Origin of the sequence: Cohnella sp. CFH 77786 (assembly GCF_019400745.1) — a bacterium.
In the GTDB taxonomy this organism is placed as follows: domain Bacteria; phylum Bacillota; class Bacilli; order Paenibacillales; family Paenibacillaceae; genus Cohnella.
The window spans coordinates 1-17,603 of the sequence record NZ_WJIB01000008.1 but is presented as its reverse complement, the minus strand read 5'-3'; the positions used below and the strand labels follow the sequence as shown (position 1 = coordinate 17,603).

Sequence of the window (17,603 nt, the reverse complement as noted above, 5' to 3'; positions counted from 1 at the left end):
GTTTTTTTCAATTAATAAATGTATTTTTGATCTTAACGTCGCTATATCGGGTCAAGTCCAATATTGTGTGTAAAATCCCCGGCGGGTTGTCTAACGGATAGATACAACCTTGCCGGTTTGTTTTTCCTTAGCTCTCTTTTGTTCGTAGTAGTCGTTCATTTCAATGTACTTCTTCTGAGAAGCCCACTTCTCGTCCATATCCATCAGCAGAGCTCCGAATAGTCGAAACACCGATGCTCGGTTAGGAAAAATACGGACGACACGTTCTCTGCGACGAAGCTCGGCATTCAACCGCTCAACGGCGTTGGTCGTTCTTGTGCGCTTTCGGCAAACAGCGGGCAGCGCCAATACCGCTGTCGCGTCTTCAAAGCCTTCCTCAAGCACTTTCATGGCCTTTGAGGCTGTGTCCTGAAAGGTACCTAGCGTCCGCTCCAGAAGCGAACGCGCAGTCGCAGGCTCAGCCGCTTCGAATATGGCCCGGACGTGTGCTTTCACCTCATCACGTAATGCTTTAGGAGCGGCATCCAGAATGTTGCGCATAAAGTGAGTCTGGCATCGTTGCCAGGTGACGCCCTGAAAATGCTGACGAATTGCGTTTACCAGTCCCCCATGGTGATCGCTGGTTACCAGATCAACACCGCGGAGACCACGTTGCTTCAATTCGGCAAAACTCCGCGGGAGCGCACACGACCATCTTCGCGAACCTTCACGTACAGGGCGTCAACGATAAGAAACGGATACTCATTATCGTGTAACGGACGACTGCTCCAAGCTGTGATGACGGGATCCGGTTGCTTGCACAGCTCGCTTACCGTTGATTTGGAGAACTCGGTCCCGCACAACTCTTCTGTCACCTTCGTTACTTTGCGCGTAGATATGCCGTTAACCACCATCTCCATAAGGGAGATAACAAGTGCCTGCTCACTACGTTGGTAACGTGCAAATAATTCGGTTGAAAATGCTCCATCCCTAAAACGGGGAACCTGAAGCGTAAGGTTGCCTACGCGAGTGCTGAGTGAATGCGGATAAGAACCGTTACGATATGCCAACCGCTCCTCCGTACGCTCATAACGTTCCGCCTGCAGCTGCTCAGTCGCTTGTGCTTTAAGAACCTGGTTCAAAACCGATTGTAGTAGTGCTGCGACACCTTTATCTTGCGAATTTCCCAAAAACAACTGATGCAAAAGCTCCGAATCTACGTTAATCTGATATTGAGCCATAGCAAATCCTCCCCTAGAATGTTGTCTCGACAACCTCATTCTAACCGAGGATTTTGACTATGGCTCTCCTATTTCTCACCATAGCTTTTTACACAAGTATACGGACTCAACTCTATATCGGGCCCAATTTGTGCAAATTAACGGTATTTCGGCACTTAGTCGCGACGACTCCCAGTGCTCCCCGGGATTCCGACTCCGATTCCGATTCCAAGTGATTGAAATACATACTGTAAGGCTGGGGAATGACTCGAAAACATATCGAGCAACGCCCTGCCTTCGAACCATTCAATGCCTAAACGTACAAAAGCCGCTTGCCGGCGGACAGTTGGCAAACGGCCTAACCGGCATGCTACATCCGCGGTTTCCCGACGGCCGCAAGCTCCTCGGCGGTCGGTTCCTCCTCCGCGTACCTGCTTTTGTAATAGACGTCGATGAGCCGCCTTTCGTCCATCGCGCTGTCGGCGTCTGAGCGGCTTGCGCGCTTATCCCGGCTTTGCCGCCAACGCTTCGCGTCTTGCACCGTTTCTCGCGGCGTCAGATGGGGGGCGGCCGGATAGCCGTCGCGCGTGTGTGCCCGCAGCCAAACACGATACAGATAGCGGGCCCGTTCAAGGTTATTGGGGAGCTCGTCCCACCCCGGTTCCCAGCGCCTGGCCAGCAGCCGGCCGATTCGCCCTCCGCGAAGTTTGCCCAGCGTTTCTTCCCAAGAGAACACGGAGGACTGCTCGTCCGTGTAACCCGCAGCGGCGGGCGCGTTTGCGGATCGGCCCAGCCATTCGGCCATACGGCTCAGCCACCTCTTCCACCGGCCGCCGCCGAGCCGGTATAGACGGTACAAGCCCCATCCTAGCAGCGCGGCGCACACGGCTGCGGCGAGATACGGCAGCAGCTGATCCAGCAGTTGGGCGAACCAGCCCGGTTCTTTCGCCGGGGGAAGCTCCATCGGCGGCGGAGGCGTTGCCGGCCCGGACTGCGGGGGCCGTATCGGGTCCCCGCCGCCGGAAAACAGGGAGAGAAATCCGACGATGAGCGCCCGAACGGCCGATTTCAAGCCGCGGATCATCCAGCCGCCCAATCCTGCCGAGAGCAGAAGGATGCCGCCGAGAATGGCGGCTACGAACAGCCGGTTATGCTGCTTGAGGTCGGCCGGCACGCGCCGTGGATCGTCCGTGGACAACGCGATGATGCGCAGATGCAGCCGATTGACCGCGAAGAAGGCGACCGTCAAGCACGCCAAACCGCCGAGCGTAAGAAACGCCGGATCGCGCTCTCCGCCCGGTACGATCCGGAAGAGGACGCTCGCCAAGAAGTAGATGCCGACCCCTGTCCAAAACCAGCCGATTTTCGCGCATCGGTACGGGATCGTGAAACCCTGCAAGGCGGCGATCGCCAGCAGGACCGGCACAAGCGGAGAAAAGCTTCCCTCCGCGTGCATGATTCCCCAGGCGACCATCGCGGCAAGAAGGGCCAAGGCGCCTTGTTTCCACAACGCAAGAACGTGCACGCTTAAGGCGGCACAACATACGGATAACGCCGCAATGGCGGCCATCCAAGGCCAGACACCTTCGGCCAATTGCGGAACGTTGCGATAGGCGAGCAGCCCGAGCGGCAGCAGCATCCACAGCTCGTACGCAGCGGCTGCTGCTCGAACGGCGGCTTCCCGGACGGCCGTACCGCCGCGATTAAACCTGCGATTCATGTTCATCCCCTCCAGCATCCGCGCACGCCTCCGGAAGGATCAGCCGTTCGATTCCATGTCCCAAACCTGCGATTCATGGTTCATCCCCTTCAGCATCCGCGCAGGCTTCCGGAAGGATCAGCCGTTCGCCTTGTCCCAAACTTGCGATTCATGGTTCATCCCCTCCAGCATCCGCGCACGCCTCCGGAAGGATCAGCCGTTCGATTCCATGTCCCAAACCGGCGGTTCAAGTTCATCCCCTCCAGGATCCGCGATGGCCTCCGGAATGATCAGCCACTCGATGCCATGTCCCATACCGCGCAGCCTGTCCGCAGCGGCCGACAGCTTCTCTTCCCGGTGGCAAGTCACGATCACGTAATCCGAGCGGGACCCTCGGCGTTCCGCTTCTTGCTCCAGCAGGTAGGCCATGTTCGAGACGGTTTCCAGCTGCAGCTTGGCCAGACAGCCCAGCAGCGCATCCAGCTGGACGGCTCCGCCCCCCGGTTCGATCCGGGCGGGGTTTTTGGCTTCGCCCAGCACCCACCCGTTGCTGAGCAATCCGGTCTCGATGCCGCTCCGCAGCGCGTAATCGGCGACGGTGGCGGCATACCGGATCCCTTCCTCGATCCGTTCGGGCTCCGTCACGGTTTTCCACATGGCGGAGTCGATTTCCATGTTCAGACAGATCACGAGCCGGTGGTCGGCCGTAAAGTCCTTGCGATGAACTTGCAGGGAGCCCGTCCGGGCCGTCGCTTTCCAATGGATGCCGGACAGCGGGTCGCCCGGCGCGTACGCCCGGGTTCCCGCGGACAAGAACGGATCCTCCGCGATCCAGCGGCGGACGGCGAGGTTGCCGAGCCAGCTGTGGCTGGGCAACGGGAGATCGCCGAACCTCCCGATGCGGGGGTAGACAAGCAGCTCGGCTTGCGCCACCGGAAATTGCCGGGATACATGGACGAGCCCGAGCGGTTCCCCGGCCGTCATCGTCGCCGTTCCGAGCGTATAAAACCCTCTCTTCGCGCAACGGACTTCGTGGCGGCGAACGATGCGGCGGTAAGGCCTAAGGCTGAATAGGCTGAGATGGTTCTGCAAACGCTCGCCGCTGCGGATATCGAGATTCGTCTGCCGGGCGAACCGGAGATCGCGGGAGAGGAGCGACTCCAGACGAAGCCAGGGCACGGGGAGCAGTTTCCGGTTTTCGATCACCTCGACCATTTCGACCCGGTCGCCTTCGAAAGCGGATGAACGGTTGAAGCTGCGGGAATAGACGATGTTTTTCAGCGCCCGCTTGCGGTACATATAATGGAGAACGACCAGCAGTACGGCGCCGTTGAGGACGACCGCGTAGAAAGGCATCGCCGCGCTACCTGCTTCCTGCGGCCTCGGCCGCTTCGGCGGGCACGGCCGTTTCCCGCAGCAGCGCCCGGACCGTATCTGCCGCCCGTTCATCCCGGCCGTGCATCGAGTGGCGCAGCAGCAACCGGTGCGCCAGCACCGGCTCCGCGGCCGCCTTGATGTCGTCCGGCGTCACGTAATCCCGTCCCCGCACGAGCGCATAGGCTTGAGAGGCACGGAGCAGCGCTTGGGCTCCCCTCGGGCTGACGCCGAGCGCGACGTCCGGATGGCGGCGCGACGCTTCCGCCAGCCTCACGACATACCCGAGGAGGTCGGCCGAGATCCGGACATCGGCCGCGGCGAACCTCTGAGTGGTGAGCAGCGTCTCCGCATCCAGGACCGGCTCCAGTTCCTCGAGCGGATTCCGGCCGCGGAAGCGAGTCAGGATGGCCAGCGATTCCTCGTAGGACGGATATCCCATCCGGATCCGGAGAAGGAACCGGTCCAGCTGCGCTTCAGGAAGCGGGAACGTCCCTTGGTTGTCCACCGGATTCTGCGTGGCGATGACAAGGAAAGGAGCTCCGAGCGGGTAAGTGACGCCGTCGAGCGTCACTTGGCGTTCTTCCATGCATTCCAGCAGGCTGGATTGCGTCCGGGGCGTCGCCCGGTTGATCTCGTCCGCCAGCAGGACGTTCGCGAATAGCGGACCCGGCCGGAACTCGAATTCTCCGGCTTTCTGGTTATAGAAGTTGATGCCGCTCAGATCCGACGGAAGCAAATCCGGCGTAAACTGAACGCGGCGGAACGAGCAGCCCAAGGAGCGGGCCAGCGTCTTGGCGAGCAGCGTTTTGCCCGTGCCGGGCACGTCCTCCAGCAGCGCATGTCCTCCCGCGAACAGAGCGGTTAACAGAAGGTCGACTGCGTCAAGCTTGCCGACGATGACTTGGCCGATTTGGGAGCGTACTTTCTCGATGCCGCGAATCATCGTTTCGAGATCGGGGGATGCAGGCATGGGGGTCCGCCTTTCGGGATGGATATGAAATCGATAGAGGGCACATGCTATTTTTCCATTATAATGCACGGCTGGCAGAGCTGAAAGCGCAAACGGGTTGATTTCACCGGTAGCCCGTGATACAACAAGGAGTATCGATGGAATGGACGGAAAAGGAGAGGGTTACGCGTGGTGAATGGGCTATCCCCTCGCGAGGAGGAAGAGCAGCGGTTGTCCGAGGTGCTCCGACAAGTGGAAGCTCGGATGCACAAGGAGCTGACCGTGCTGAGCCAGCGGCGGGGCGACGTCGTCGGCATCCGCCAGGAATTCTGGGACGACGTCCGGATGAACTTCTCCGATGCCACGGAGATGGGCGAAACCTGGACCAGCATCATGCAGCAAAAGGAAATCCTCATCGAGCGGGAGCGCAGCCACAAGGTCGCTTTCGAAGCGGTGGAACGGCTGGCGAAAATGCACGACAATCCGTACTTCGCCCGGATCGATTTCGCGGAAGAAGGCGGAAAGCCGGAGCGGATCTACATCGGCCGGGCGTCCCTGGTCGGAGACGACGGCGAAACGTTCTGGGTGTACGACTGGCGCGCGCCGGTGTCGAGCCTGTTTTACGATCACGAGCCGGGACCGGCTTCCTACGAGACGCCTCAGGGGGAAATCCGGGGCGAACTCGCGCTTAAACGGCAATTCGTGATCCGGGCCGGCAAGCTGAAGCACGTGTTCGATACGGACGAGACGGTCGGCGACGAAATTTTGCAGGCGGTGCTGTCCGAGAAGTCGGACACGTCGATGAAGAGCATCGTGGCGACGATCCAGAAGGAGCAGAATCGGGTGATCCGCGACGAGAAGCACCGGCTGCTGGTCGTCCAAGGGGCGGCCGGCAGCGGCAAGACGTCGGCGGCGCTCCAGCGCGTCGCGTATTTGCTGTACCGTTTCCGCGGAACCCTGACGCCCGACCAGATCGTGCTGTTTTCGCCGAATCCCGTTTTCAAAGGCTACGTCTCCCGCGTATTGCCGGATCTCGGCGAAGCGAACATGCGCCAGATGACGTTCCGGGAGCTGATCGAAGCCCGGCTCGGCCGGCGTTTCCAGGTGGAGGACCTGTTCGCCCAGACGGAAGCGCTGAGCGCCGCGGAAGGATCGCCCGAGGGGGAGGCGCGCGAGCTGGCCGTACGGTACAAAGGCTCCGAGCATTTCTTCCTCACGGTGGAGCGGTATTTCGAACGGCTCGAGACGGAAGGCATCCGTTTCCGGCCGCTTCGGTTCCGGGGAGCCACGATTGCGTCAAGCGAGGAAATGGCGGAGCGGTATTATGCCGTGAAAGCGTCGGAAGGCTTCGCGTACCGCGCTTCCCAACTGCGCAAGTGGCTGCTGGGCAGGCTCGGGGAGTGGGCGGAAAGCCAGATGGGCGAACCGTGGGTGGAGGAAGCGGCCGAGCTGGCGGACGATGAAGAAATCCAGCGCGCGTACGTGGAAATCCGCCGGGGCGGCGGCTTCCACGAGGAAGCTTTCGACGACGAGGAACGGATGACGGACACGTTGATGAAGCGGGCGATCCAGGCGGCCGTCGAACCGCTCCGCAAAGCCGTAAAGGGCTACCGGTTTCTCGACGCGGTCGGCACGTACCGGGAGCTGTTCCGCAGCCGGACCCTGTTTACGGCTTGCTCGCCGGACGGCAAACTCCCGGAAGGATGGGAATGGATGGCGGGCCGGGCCGAGGAGACGATGGCGCGCAAAATCTTCGACCATGAGGACGCCACGCCCCTGCTCTATTTGATGGAGGGCCTCGAGGGCTTCCGCAAGGTGGAGGCCGACATCCGGCACCTGTTCGTGGACGAGGCGCAGGACTACACCCCGTTTCAGGCGGCTTATTTGCGGAAACGGTTCCCGCGCGCGATGATGACGGTGCTGGGCGATTTCAACCAGGCGATCTACGCCGGATCGCAGCTGAGCGGAGGGTTCGGAGGCTGGACGCGGCTCATGGAGCCGGAATACACGGCCGTATGGCGGCTGTCGACGAGTTACCGGTCGACGCGCCCGATCGTGGAGTTCAGCAAAAGGATCCTGCTTTCCGAGGAAGCGGCGGACATCCGTCCGTTCCAGCGGGAAGGAGAAGCGCCGCGGCTCGTCCGCTGCCGGGACGGCGCGCAGCTGGCAGATAGGGTGTCGGCGGACATCCGCGAGTTGCTGGATGCGGGACACGGCACGATCGGCGTCATCGCGAAATCCGCGCGGGAATGCGGCAACGCAGCGGCGCTTCTGAAGGAGAGGCTGCCGGACGAAGTGCCGCTCACGCACGTGACGGGCGGGTCGGCGGAGCTGCCGAAAGGCGTTTCGGTGCTGCCCTCGTATTTGGCCAAAGGCATCGAATTCGACGCCGTCGTCGTGTGGGACGCCTCCGCCTCAAGGTACGGCCGGGAACGGGACCGGAAGCTGCTGTATACCGTTTGCACGCGAGCCCTTCACGTTTTGCACGTGTATTATTTAGGGGAACCGTCTAACTGGCTTCCGATGGGAAGCTGAGCTGCCGGAAGAGGAGGGAAAGGCATGGCGATGGATCGGGCGAGGAGTGCGCTGCGGACTTATTTCGGATACGATTCGTTCCGCCAGGGCCAGGAGGAGCTGATCGGGGCGATTCTGAGCCATCGGGACGCCTTGGGCATCATGCCGACGGGTGCGGGGAAATCGATCTGCTATCAAATCCCCGCCGTTCTGATGCCCGGACTGACGATCGTCGTTTCTCCGCTCATTTCCTTGATGAAGGACCAGGTGGACGCGCTGAACGAGTCCGGCATATCCGCGGCGCTGCTGAACAGCACGCTCACGGTTGCGGAGATGAACCGCCGGTACCGTGAAATCGAAGCCGGCCGCTATCGCGTCGTCTACATCGCGCCGGAGAGGCTCGAGTCCGATCGCTTCACCGGGTGGCTGGACCGCGTGCCGGTGTCCCTGGTCGCGGTGGACGAGGCGCACTGCATTTCGCAATGGGGACACGATTTTCGCCCGAGCTACCTGTCGATCGCGCGGCTGACGGAACGGCTGGATCCACGTCCGGTCGTGGCCGCGTTCACCGCGACGGCGACGCCGGAAGTCCGGGAGGACATCGTGAACAGGCTCCGGCTCCACGCTCCGGTGAGAGTGACGACCGGTTACGCTCGTCCGAACCTGAGCTTCCGGGTCGCTCGCGGCGGCGACAAGCGGCAGGAGCTGCTCCGCTGCCTGCGGGAACATGACGGGGAAGCCGGCATCGTGTACGCGTCCACCCGGCGGGAAGTGGAGGAATGCCACGCGTTCCTCGCGGGGCAGGGCTTTCGGGCGGGCAAATACCACGCCGGTTTGGACGAGCGGGCTCGGGCGGAGGCGCAGGACGCCTTCCTCCGCGACGACCTTCAGGTGATGGTCGCAACGAACGCATTCGGCATGGGGATCGACAAGTCGAACGTCCGCTACGTGGTGCATTACAATCTGCCGAAAAATCTCGAGGCCTACTACCAGGAAGCGGGCCGTGCCGGACGGGACGGCGCTCCCGGCGAATGCATCCTGTTCTACTTCCCGCAGGACACGGCGACGCAGAAGTATTTGATCGAGCAAGGCGAAGGCGACGAAGAACGGAAGAAAACGGCTTACCGGCAGCTGAATGACATGGTACAGTACGCCTTCCATCAGGAGTGCCTGCAGCAGGCGATCGTCTCCTATTTCGGGGATGTCTGCGAACCGTGCGGAAAATGCGGGAACTGCCTGGATACGGCAGAGAGAATCGACGTCACGGAAGCGGCCAAAGTCGTGTTCGCGTGCGTGGCGGGCATGCGCCAGCGGTTCGGCGTTTCGTTGACGGCGAAGGTGCTCCGCGGCTCCGGCGAAGCGAAAATCCGCGAGTTCGGTTTCGACCGTCTTCCCGTTTACGGGCGGATGAGCAAGCGAACGGAGAAGGAGATCGTCGGCCTCATCCAGTCGCTCGCAGCTCAAGGCTACTTGAGGGTGACCGACAGCGCTTACCCGGTTGTCACCCTGACGCCTCGCGTCCGGTCCGTCATGGACGGGGAGGAGCGGGTCTATCGCCGGGTGGAGCAGGTACGGGCGGCGGACGTCCCCGGGGCTGCCGGAACCTCGGGCCCGGGCAGAAGAGGGCCGCGAGGAGGCGGCGACGATCTGGGCGCGGAGGGCGAGGCGCTGTTCGCCAAGCTGAGGACGCTGCGCAAGTCGCTCGCCGACCGGGAGAACGTGCCGCCTTTCGTCATTTTCAACGACGCCACGCTTCGCGAGATTTGCCGGATCCGCCCGACGACGGAACGGGACATGCGGTCCGTCAAAGGCATCGGCGAGGCCAAGCTGGCCAAGTACGGCCGGGTTTTCCTCGAGGTGATCCGAGAGCATTGATCCCCGCAGGAAACCGTTGACAGTCCATCTTCCCGGACGCTAAGCTGATAATAGTCTGACAATTCTGGGGACGGGGAGAGTGATTCGATGTACGAGCGCGATGGGCAGGATCGGATTATCGTTTTTACGGGTCCCGACGGGTCCGGGCGCAAGTCGGTCGCGGAAGCGGTCGGGCAAACTTTCGGCATGGAGAAAGTGGTATCGTACGTGACCCGCGACGCTCGTCCGGGGGAAGTGAACGGACAAGACTATCACTTCGTGACGGAGGAAGCGTTCCGGGAAATGGAAAGCGAGCTGTTGCAAAGCGTCGAGATCGGAGGCTTTCGGTACGGAATCCGCCGATCGGACGTCGAGGAGCAGCTGCGGGAGAAAGGGTGCGTCTACCTGGTCTTGAACCGGGAGGGGGCCGACCGGATCAAGGAGCTGTACGGGGATCGCGCGATCCGGCTGTTCCTGTACGCCGACCGCCGGACGCTGGAGGACCGCAACCGGGAGCTTGGGCTTGCGCCGGACGTAATCGCCGCCCGGATGCGCCGTTACGACGAGGAGATGGATTACCGCTCCGCTTGCGAGCACGCGTTCGGAAACTACGATTTGGGAGATACGGTTTCGCGGATCACGGAAACGCTGGAAGCTTATTTTCAGCGCGGGTTGGTCGACAAGGACTAACCGCAGGGGGCGGCAGGTAGGCGAAAAACGCAAGCGTTAAACGTACACGATGGGAATCGGTTGACAGGGGCTTCGGGGTCTCGTATAATAATTTACATCTTTTACAAGGAGGCTGATGAGTATGTTGTCCGTTTACACTTCGATTGTCGCAGGGCTTCAAACGGCATACGAATCGGTCTCATCGGCACGCAGGTAAAGGATACGCGCCGCGGGGGACCGTTCGGTCTCCCGCGGTTTTTTTTCGTGATTCAGAAAGTATAAAATCCACCATGCTTTACTGAATCACCTCCGATAGAACGTCTATCCGTCCGAGAAGGACGGCGTAGCCGTTTTACTTGGTCGTCGGCGCAAGTTCAGGATCCCCTGGGGGAGACCTCTGCGCCGCCGTGCCGGATCGGAACCCAGCCGCAGGGAGATTTCCCTGCGGTTTTTTGGTGTACAAGCGAACGACGCACCGAATGATACGGAGAGCAAAATTCTTAGAGAGCGCAAGCGCGTGCAAGAGCAAACACCCCATCAAAAAAGGAGCAATCGCATGAACATTCATAATCGAAACAAGCTGAACGAATACGGTTGGAACGAGTTCTGGGAGTTGGCCTGGCAGACGGCCGGCCTATCCGGAGATAACGGGCTGCAGCCGGCGAGGGTCACCGCCCAGTTCTCCCATGCATACCGCATCGTGAGCGCGGCGGGAGAACGGCTGGCAACGGTGACGGGCAAGTTCGAGTTCGCCGCCGCGGGCAAAAGCGATTTTCCCGCCGTCGGGGACTGGGTGGCGGCGGAGCTCGCGGACGGAGAACGCGCGGTCATTCACGCCCTGCTGCCGCGTCGGTCCGCCATGACCCGAAGGGCGGCGGGCAACCGGGAGGAGGAGCAGGTCATCGGGGCGAATCTCGATTTTCTGTTCATCGTGAACGCGCTCAACGAAGACTTCAATTTGCGCAGGATCGAGCGGTACCTCATCATGGCTTGGGAAAGCGGAGCCAGTCCGGTCGTCCTGCTCACGAAAATGGATTTGTGCCCCGATTGGGAAGAGAAGGCCGCCGAGGTCGAGTCGGTGGCGCCCGGCGTGCCGGTCCATGCCGTCAGCGCGGCGGAGAACCGCGGAAAGGAGCAGCTCGCGCCGTACTTGCTGCCGGGACGGACCGTCGCGGTCACGGGGATGTCCGGCGTCGGCAAGTCGACGCTGCTCAATTGGTTGGCGGAAGATGATTTGCAGCGGGTGCAGGGCATTCGCGAGGACGATGCCAGAGGGCGGCATACGACGACCCACCGGGAGCTGTTCCTTCTGCCTTCCGGAGCCCTGCTGATGGATACGCCCGGGATGCGGGAACTGCAGCTGTGGGAAGCTCGGGACGGCTGGCAGGAAGCATTCTCCGACATCGCGGAATTGGCGGCCAAGTGCCGGTTCCGCGACTGCCGCCACCAATCGGAAGCCGGTTGCGCGGTGCGGGAGGCACTGGAGTCCGGGGAGCTCGATCCCAAACGTTACGCCAACTACGGCAAAACCGAACGGGAACTGGCGAGGCTGGCGCGCAAGGAACAGACCGCGGCCGGACGGCGTCAGCGCGCCGGAGGCGGCAAGCCCGATCGCTTTGGCAAGAAGGGGCGGGCCGCCTCCAGAGGATCGTTATCCGAATTCGAATCGGATTGAGGCGGGAGTTTAAGCAAAATTGTCGTTTCATTTCAATCTTTGTCCATGCCAGATGCTATCAAGGAGAAAAGCGGAATCGGACGAAGGGGAAGACAAATGGCTGTCGGAATTCCGGTCGGGGACTTTCCGGCCCCTTGGGATGATCATGCGGACATGAACGGGCTTAAGCTCGCGAACGACGTTTTCGGCCATTTGCAGGGCGACGAACTGTTGACCCGCGCCGACGGCAATCGGAGCATGTTGGATGTGCTACGATCGAAATAAAAAGGAGTTGATCCGTCATGACAGTCCAACTAACCCCTTATTTGAATATGGAGGGGAATGCGAGGGAAGCGATTCAGTTTTACGAGCAAGCAATAGGTGCCGAAGTCCTCACGATCATTACTTATGGAGATATGCCGGAAATGCCGAATACTTTTACGGATGATTTAAAGGATCTTGTGGCGCACGCAAAGTTGCGAGTCGGTGCATCGGAACTCATGTTCTCGGATGCTCCAACGGGTTCATCGATTCCGAAGGGGAAACAGGTAACCATTTGCATCACAACGAACAACGTGGAGAAATCAAAACAATTATTCGAAGCCTTACGGCAAGACGGTCAAGTGAATATGCCATTTGAAGAAACCCCCTTTAGCCCGGGTTTTGGGGATATAACCGACAAATTCGGCGTGACTTTTCAAATCTATACGGAAATATTAGGATAGGACGCCAAGGAACAGCACCCAGCGGAGCGAGAACCGCAGGGTGCTTGTTTTCAGCCGAGAAAACGATCGAGGTGCTCGATACCGATGCTTTGGATCGGCTTCATGCGAAGGACGCAAGTTGCACCTTCTGATCGAAGCGCAGCGCACAGATGCGCTTCCTTCCATTTGTACAAGGGGGGATAATAGAGTAAATTGGAAAGGAGAAGGGAGAGGATCGATCAGATGGAATATGCGAAACTGGGACGTTCGGGTTTGAGAGTCAGCCGGCTGTGTTTGGGTACGATGAACTTCGGGGTGGACACGGACGAGAAGGAAGCGTTCCGCATCATGGACGCCGCGCTCGACGCGGGCATCAACTTCTTCGATACCGCGAACATTTACGGCTGGGGAGAGAACGCGGGGAAGACCGAAGAGATCCTGGGCCGCTGGTTTGCGCAGGGCGGAGGGAGGCGGGAGAAAACCGTCATCGCGACCAAAATGTACGGCGACATGCACGATCCGCTTGACGGCCCTAACCGCAAGGAGGGCCTGTCCGCTTACAAAATCCGGCGCCACCTGGAGGGCTCCCTGCGGCGCTTGCAGACAGACCATGTGGAACTCTATCAAATGCACCATATCGACCGTACCGTCGTTTGGGAGGAGCTTTGGGGCGCATTCGAAATCGCGCAGCAGCAAGGCAAAGTCGGCTACATCGGTTCTAGCAACTTCGCGGGATGGGATATCGCGGTCGCCCAAGGTGAGGCGAAAGCCAGAGGCCATCTCGGCCTCGTCTCGGAACAGCACAAGTACAATCTGCTCTGCCGCTTGCCGGAGCTCGAAGTGCTGCCGGCGTCGCAGGCGCTCGGCCTCGGCGTCATTCCGTGGAGTCCGCTGGATGGCGGCATCCTCGGAGGCACGGCGCTGAAGCCGAACGCCGGGCGCAGAAGCGGCGGAGATAAAGCGAGGATCGAGAAGCTCCGCCCGCAGCTCGAAGCATTCGCGAAGCTGGCCGCGGACCTCGGCGAGACCGAGGATATCGTCGCGCTGGCATGGCTGCTGCACCAGCCGGCGGTTACGGCACCGATCATCGGATGCCGGACCCAGGAGCAGTTCGAACGCAGCCTCAGGGCCGTCGAGCTGAAGCTGGACGAATCCGCGCTCGGGCGGATCGATGAGATCTTCCCGGGCCCGGGCGGCTCCGCCCCGAAGGCCTACGCTTGGTGAATCGCCGGCTGTGACACCGAAATGGATAGGCAAGCAAACGGTATGCCGGAAAGAACCCATATATCGGTCCCGCGGCGCCTTCGGTGACCCAAACCATGTCCGCAACTATCGAGTTGCGGATTTTTCTTGCCTTCCGACGCGTTTCCGGATCCCGAAACTTCCCGAACAACTTCCCGAAAGTCGGGGATGAAATCCCTTGAAGCGGGAAGGGCGTTTCTCGAAAATAGAAATAGCAAATCGATGAACGCAAAGGAGCGTATCGTCCTCATGATCAGCCATGTTTCGATCGAAGCTCCGGTCGGAGAAGTGTTCGAACGTCTCGTAAAGCCGGATTACCGTGTCCTGTGGATTCAAAACGCGTTCAATATCCGTTACGATGGCAATGCGCCCTGCACCGCCCCCGGAGCCGCTTTCGTGCAAGTCCAGAAAGACGGAGGGAATACGATTCGATTCCGAGGCGTCAACCTGAACGTGGAAGAACCGAATATGTTCCGATACCGGTTAATGGACCGCATGTTCGTCATCGATACCACTTACCGTCTCTTGACGCACCATTCCGGTACGTTGGTTCAGATGTCGGCAGAGCTCCGAGGCAAAAATCCGGTCTCCCAAATCATCGGCCGCTGGACCGCGGGAGTCCGGCAGCGACTAGCGAGCGAGGAATTAAGCGCTTTGAAGCGACTGTGCGAGGGGGCGTAACTCCATACCCAGCCAGGCGTGATTGTTTTCCGCTTGTAGCGAGAATCAGCACAGCCGCCGCGGCCCCGTTCCGGGCAGGCCCGGTGCTCACCTCGATCGATTAGGCATCGGAGGGGGAAATAGATTCCCGTTGGCCCAAAAAATAATTTGCCGGTCCGGCGGGGAACCACTATACTGGTACGCATACATAGACAAATAGGAGAGAAGCCGCATGAACAAACAACTGCTTTCGCCATTGGTCAAGACGTTCGACCTGCAGCCTCACATCGAGGGCGGTTGGTACAAAGAGACCTGGAAGGCTTCGTTCGACATACCGAAGGACGTGCTCGGACCGAAGTATTCCGGAGTCCGCGCGGCGGCAAGCGCCGTTTACTTCCTGCTGCATCCGGGGGAAGTGTCGCAATGGCACAAAGTGCTGTCAGACGAAATGTGGCTGTGGCACTCGGGCGGTCCGCTCAAGCTCACGCTCGGAGGAGACGGGGAATCACCGGCAAGCGGGGAAACGATCGTCCTCGGCATGGACGTCCATCAAGGCCAGGTTCCGCAGGCGCTCGTGCCAGCGAACGTATGGCAGACCGCGGAGCCGCTGGGGGACGAGCCGGTTTTCGTGACTTGCATCGTGGCGCCGGCGTTCCATTACGACGATTTCACGTTGATCAAGCAGCAAGCATAACTGAGGCCGAATAGCCTGTCCGACGCAAACCGGACGGGCTTTTCGCCCCCATCGCCCCCTTTCGACTCCTTTAGACCCAAACTACAGCGTGCTAACAGTTACAGTTTGAAATTCTCTACCAAGCCTTGCAATTCTCCTGCCATGTGGGTAAGGGCAGCAGAAGATGAAGAGATTTCTTGCATGAAAGCCAGTTGCTCTTCCGTAGCGGCGGAGACATTTTCTGTACCGGATGCTGTCAATTGGGCAACCCCTGCGATTCTTTCGATGGCATGAACAACTTGCTGGGTTCCTTCCGAGATTTGCCCTGAAGCCGAAGATACTTCACGAACTTGCACGTTAACATCAGCGACAAAGCGCTCGATCTCGGCAAATAAATTACCTGCCAGTTGCACGACCTCCATACCAACACTTACTTCTTTGGTTGCAGATTTCATGGAAGTTTGGGCATTTTCTATCTCGCTTCGGATGGCTTGGATCAGTTCAGCGATTTGTTCTGCCGATTTGGAGGATTGTGCCGCGAGCTTTTTCACTTCATTTGCTACAACAGCAAAACCACGTCCATGTTCTCCGGCTCGAGCCGCTTCAATTGCCGCATTGAGTGAAAGCAGATTGGTTTGATTGGCTATCTCCGTGATGGCTCCCGTAATTTGTCCGATTTCCAGAGAAGTGCTTGCCAGATGGTTAATGACCTGTGCCAGCCCATCGACCGAAATGCTGATCGAACTCATTTGACCTGCAGCGGTTTGAATCGCTTTGCCGCCCTCTGACGATTTTTCTGCTGCCTTTGTCGTGGTTTCGGCGACTATCTTAGCATTTCTGGCGATCTGTTGTATTTTTGTCGATACCTCATGAATCGTATTAGCGCTTTCCTTAACCGTATGAACCTGCTGATTGGCTCCGTCCGCCATTTGTTCCACGGTACCTGCAATATGTTCGATAGCTTTGGAGGTTTGTTCAGCGCTCGCTGATAACTGTTCCGATGAAGCAGCCAATTGATTCGATGATTCGCTGACTTCAACCAATACGGAGCGAAGTGAATATATCATTTGGTTAAAGCTCGTCCCAAGTAAACCAAATTCATCGTTTCGCTTCACTTTCAGCGTTTCCGACAAATCCCCTTCGGCAGTCAATCGTGTGATGCGAATCATGTCGCGGACAGGCTTTAGCGCTAAAGCAACGACAAAGCAAATCGCCGCAACAGCAAGACACCCGAAAATAAGTCCGACAAACAGTGTGTTTATCAGCCTAGCCCTCATCTCAGAATTGAATTTTGCGTAATCGAAATCGATGCCCATCAACGCAACCGTTTTACCGCTTTTATCTTTAATCGATCTGAGCATGCTGACCCACGTCCCATACTCGTCAGAATATACGTCCGTCATACCGAAACCGGTTACAATCGCTTTATTCGCAGCAGTCTTGAAATAATCGGGCATTTCGTAGGGAATCAATGGAGAGACCCCCGCATCGTACAAAGCTTGGTTATTTAACATACTGGCGAGAAAGCTTTTCCCATTTTCTTCTTTCATATCGGGATACAATAAATAGGTGTTCGCAATACCTTCGCTCCCACTGAATTCATCCAGCATTTTTTGGAAAAGGGATATCTCGGGTTGAGTGCGATCAGCGTCTTTATTTTTCAATAAAAGAGCTTTGACCTTCTCTAATTCATCCACATTCTCCAGCACAGGCTTGCTAACCATGTTGAACTGCATTTGAAGTTCGTTGAAATATTGACTTCTTTGTTGGATGTACGATATGTACACCAGACTTGCGATCAGCAAAAGCACGCATAATGCAGCTAAAGCGCTTATTTTCACAATCAGACTATTTCTAAATATAATTATTTTTTGTAACATCAGAAAACTCCACTCCCATGAAAGGATGCTTTGATTAGATCAATTTTTGTCGAAACATAGTATGAATTACTCTAAACCGCCCCTACACGCGGATTTAATTTGGCCTAACGAAATCTATTTGAATCTCATTTTCCTGAGAAATTCCCCCTCGTTTCATCTGTTTGTTACATAGATGGTTGGAGTTGCAATCCATTCAGTCGATTTCCTTTGAAAGTATGTTAAATCGTACTACAAACAAATGAAAAACGTTTTAAATTATTATGAGTTCCCTTTTGTGATTCTAACGATTACCTCACAATTGCATTGTAAAGTGCCTATGCTAAGAGAATGCTGTGAGAACATACAAGAATACCTCGATTGGCGCTCCCGTTCTTCTTCTGCTCGTCTTGCTGCCAAACCCTCCACAACAAACAACAAACAACAAACGCCGTAGTGACTTCCGGAGACGTTATTTTGCGAAACCCTTAGGTGAGCTGTAGGTATAATTGAGGAAGCAGAACCGCGCAAGCGGTCTTTTTTATTCCGCGCG

General features: G+C 58.2%; 13 protein-coding genes and 1 pseudogene. 9 read left to right on the top strand and 5 right to left on the bottom strand.

Translation table 11 applies throughout. From position 1 onward, the window contains the following. Positions 1-90: 90 nt before the first annotated feature. From GE107_RS12580 to GE107_RS12565, 4 genes and pseudogenes are all read right to left on the bottom strand, one after another. Positions 91-1,220 (bottom strand): annotated as a pseudogene (locus GE107_RS12580) (IS256 family transposase). A gap of 349 nt (positions 1,221-1,569) precedes the next feature. Next, positions 1,570-2,919, bottom strand: a complete 1,350-nt coding sequence (locus tag GE107_RS12575; RefSeq protein WP_219640329.1) for a DUF4129 domain-containing protein — start codon at positions 2,917-2,919, stop codon at positions 1,570-1,572. 192 nt (positions 2,920-3,111) lie between these two features. Next, positions 3,112-4,254 (bottom strand): DUF58 domain-containing protein, encoded by a 1,143-nt coding sequence (locus GE107_RS12570; protein WP_219640328.1) that lies wholly within the window; start codon positions 4,252-4,254, stop codon positions 3,112-3,114. Positions 4,255-4,261: 7 nt separating this feature from the next. After that, positions 4,262-5,245 (bottom strand): AAA family ATPase, encoded by a 984-nt coding sequence (locus tag GE107_RS12565; protein ID WP_219640327.1) that lies wholly within the window; start codon positions 5,243-5,245, stop codon positions 4,262-4,264. 168 nt (positions 5,246-5,413) lie between these two features. Between GE107_RS12565 and helD the strand changes: the two genes are divergently transcribed. The 9 genes from helD (at position 5,414) to GE107_RS12520 (ending at position 15,215) form a co-directional block, all read left to right on the top strand. Beyond that, positions 5,414-7,759: an RNA polymerase recycling motor HelD gene (helD, locus tag GE107_RS12560; protein WP_219640326.1), complete on the top strand. Its 2,346-nt coding sequence runs from the start codon at positions 5,414-5,416 to the stop codon at positions 7,757-7,759. 24 nt (positions 7,760-7,783) lie between these two features. Then, on the top strand, positions 7,784-9,613 hold the full coding sequence (gene recQ, locus GE107_RS12555) for a DNA helicase RecQ (RefSeq protein ID WP_219640325.1): 1,830 nt from the start codon (positions 7,784-7,786) through the stop codon (positions 9,611-9,613). An 87-nt stretch (positions 9,614-9,700) separates the two neighbouring features. Then, positions 9,701-10,282, top strand: a complete 582-nt coding sequence (locus GE107_RS12550) for a guanylate kinase (RefSeq protein ID WP_219640324.1) — start codon at positions 9,701-9,703, stop codon at positions 10,280-10,282. A gap of 535 nt (positions 10,283-10,817) precedes the next feature. Further along, positions 10,818-11,936, top strand: coding sequence for a ribosome small subunit-dependent GTPase A (gene rsgA, locus GE107_RS12545; RefSeq protein ID WP_219640323.1), 1,119 nt, complete (start codon positions 10,818-10,820; stop codon positions 11,934-11,936). 96 nt (positions 11,937-12,032) lie between these two features. After that, positions 12,033-12,200, top strand: a complete 168-nt coding sequence (locus GE107_RS12540; RefSeq protein WP_219640322.1) for a GGDEF domain-containing protein — start codon at positions 12,033-12,035, stop codon at positions 12,198-12,200. A gap of 17 nt (positions 12,201-12,217) precedes the next feature. Further along, the gene (locus tag GE107_RS12535; protein WP_219640321.1) at positions 12,218-12,640 is read left to right on the top strand and encodes a VOC family protein; all 423 of its coding nucleotides are present in this window, start codon (positions 12,218-12,220) and stop codon (positions 12,638-12,640) included. A 222-nt stretch (positions 12,641-12,862) separates the two neighbouring features. After that, positions 12,863-13,843, top strand: a complete 981-nt coding sequence (locus tag GE107_RS12530) for an aldo/keto reductase (protein WP_219640320.1) — start codon at positions 12,863-12,865, stop codon at positions 13,841-13,843. Between the two features lie 267 nt (positions 13,844-14,110). Beyond that, the gene (locus GE107_RS12525; protein ID WP_219640319.1) at positions 14,111-14,542 is read left to right on the top strand and encodes an SRPBCC family protein; all 432 of its coding nucleotides are present in this window, start codon (positions 14,111-14,113) and stop codon (positions 14,540-14,542) included. Positions 14,543-14,753: 211 nt separating this feature from the next. After that, positions 14,754-15,215 carry a cupin domain-containing protein gene (locus GE107_RS12520; RefSeq protein WP_219640318.1) on the top strand — a complete coding sequence of 154 codons (462 nt, stop codon included), beginning with the start codon at positions 14,754-14,756 and terminating at the stop codon, positions 15,213-15,215. A gap of 98 nt (positions 15,216-15,313) precedes the next feature. Here GE107_RS12520 and GE107_RS12515 read toward each other — a convergent pair whose 3' ends face one another. After that, positions 15,314-17,074 carry a methyl-accepting chemotaxis protein gene (locus GE107_RS12515; RefSeq protein ID WP_219640317.1) on the bottom strand — a complete coding sequence of 587 codons (1,761 nt, stop codon included), beginning with the start codon at positions 17,072-17,074 and terminating at the stop codon, positions 15,314-15,316. Positions 17,075-17,603: the final 529 nt, after the last annotated feature.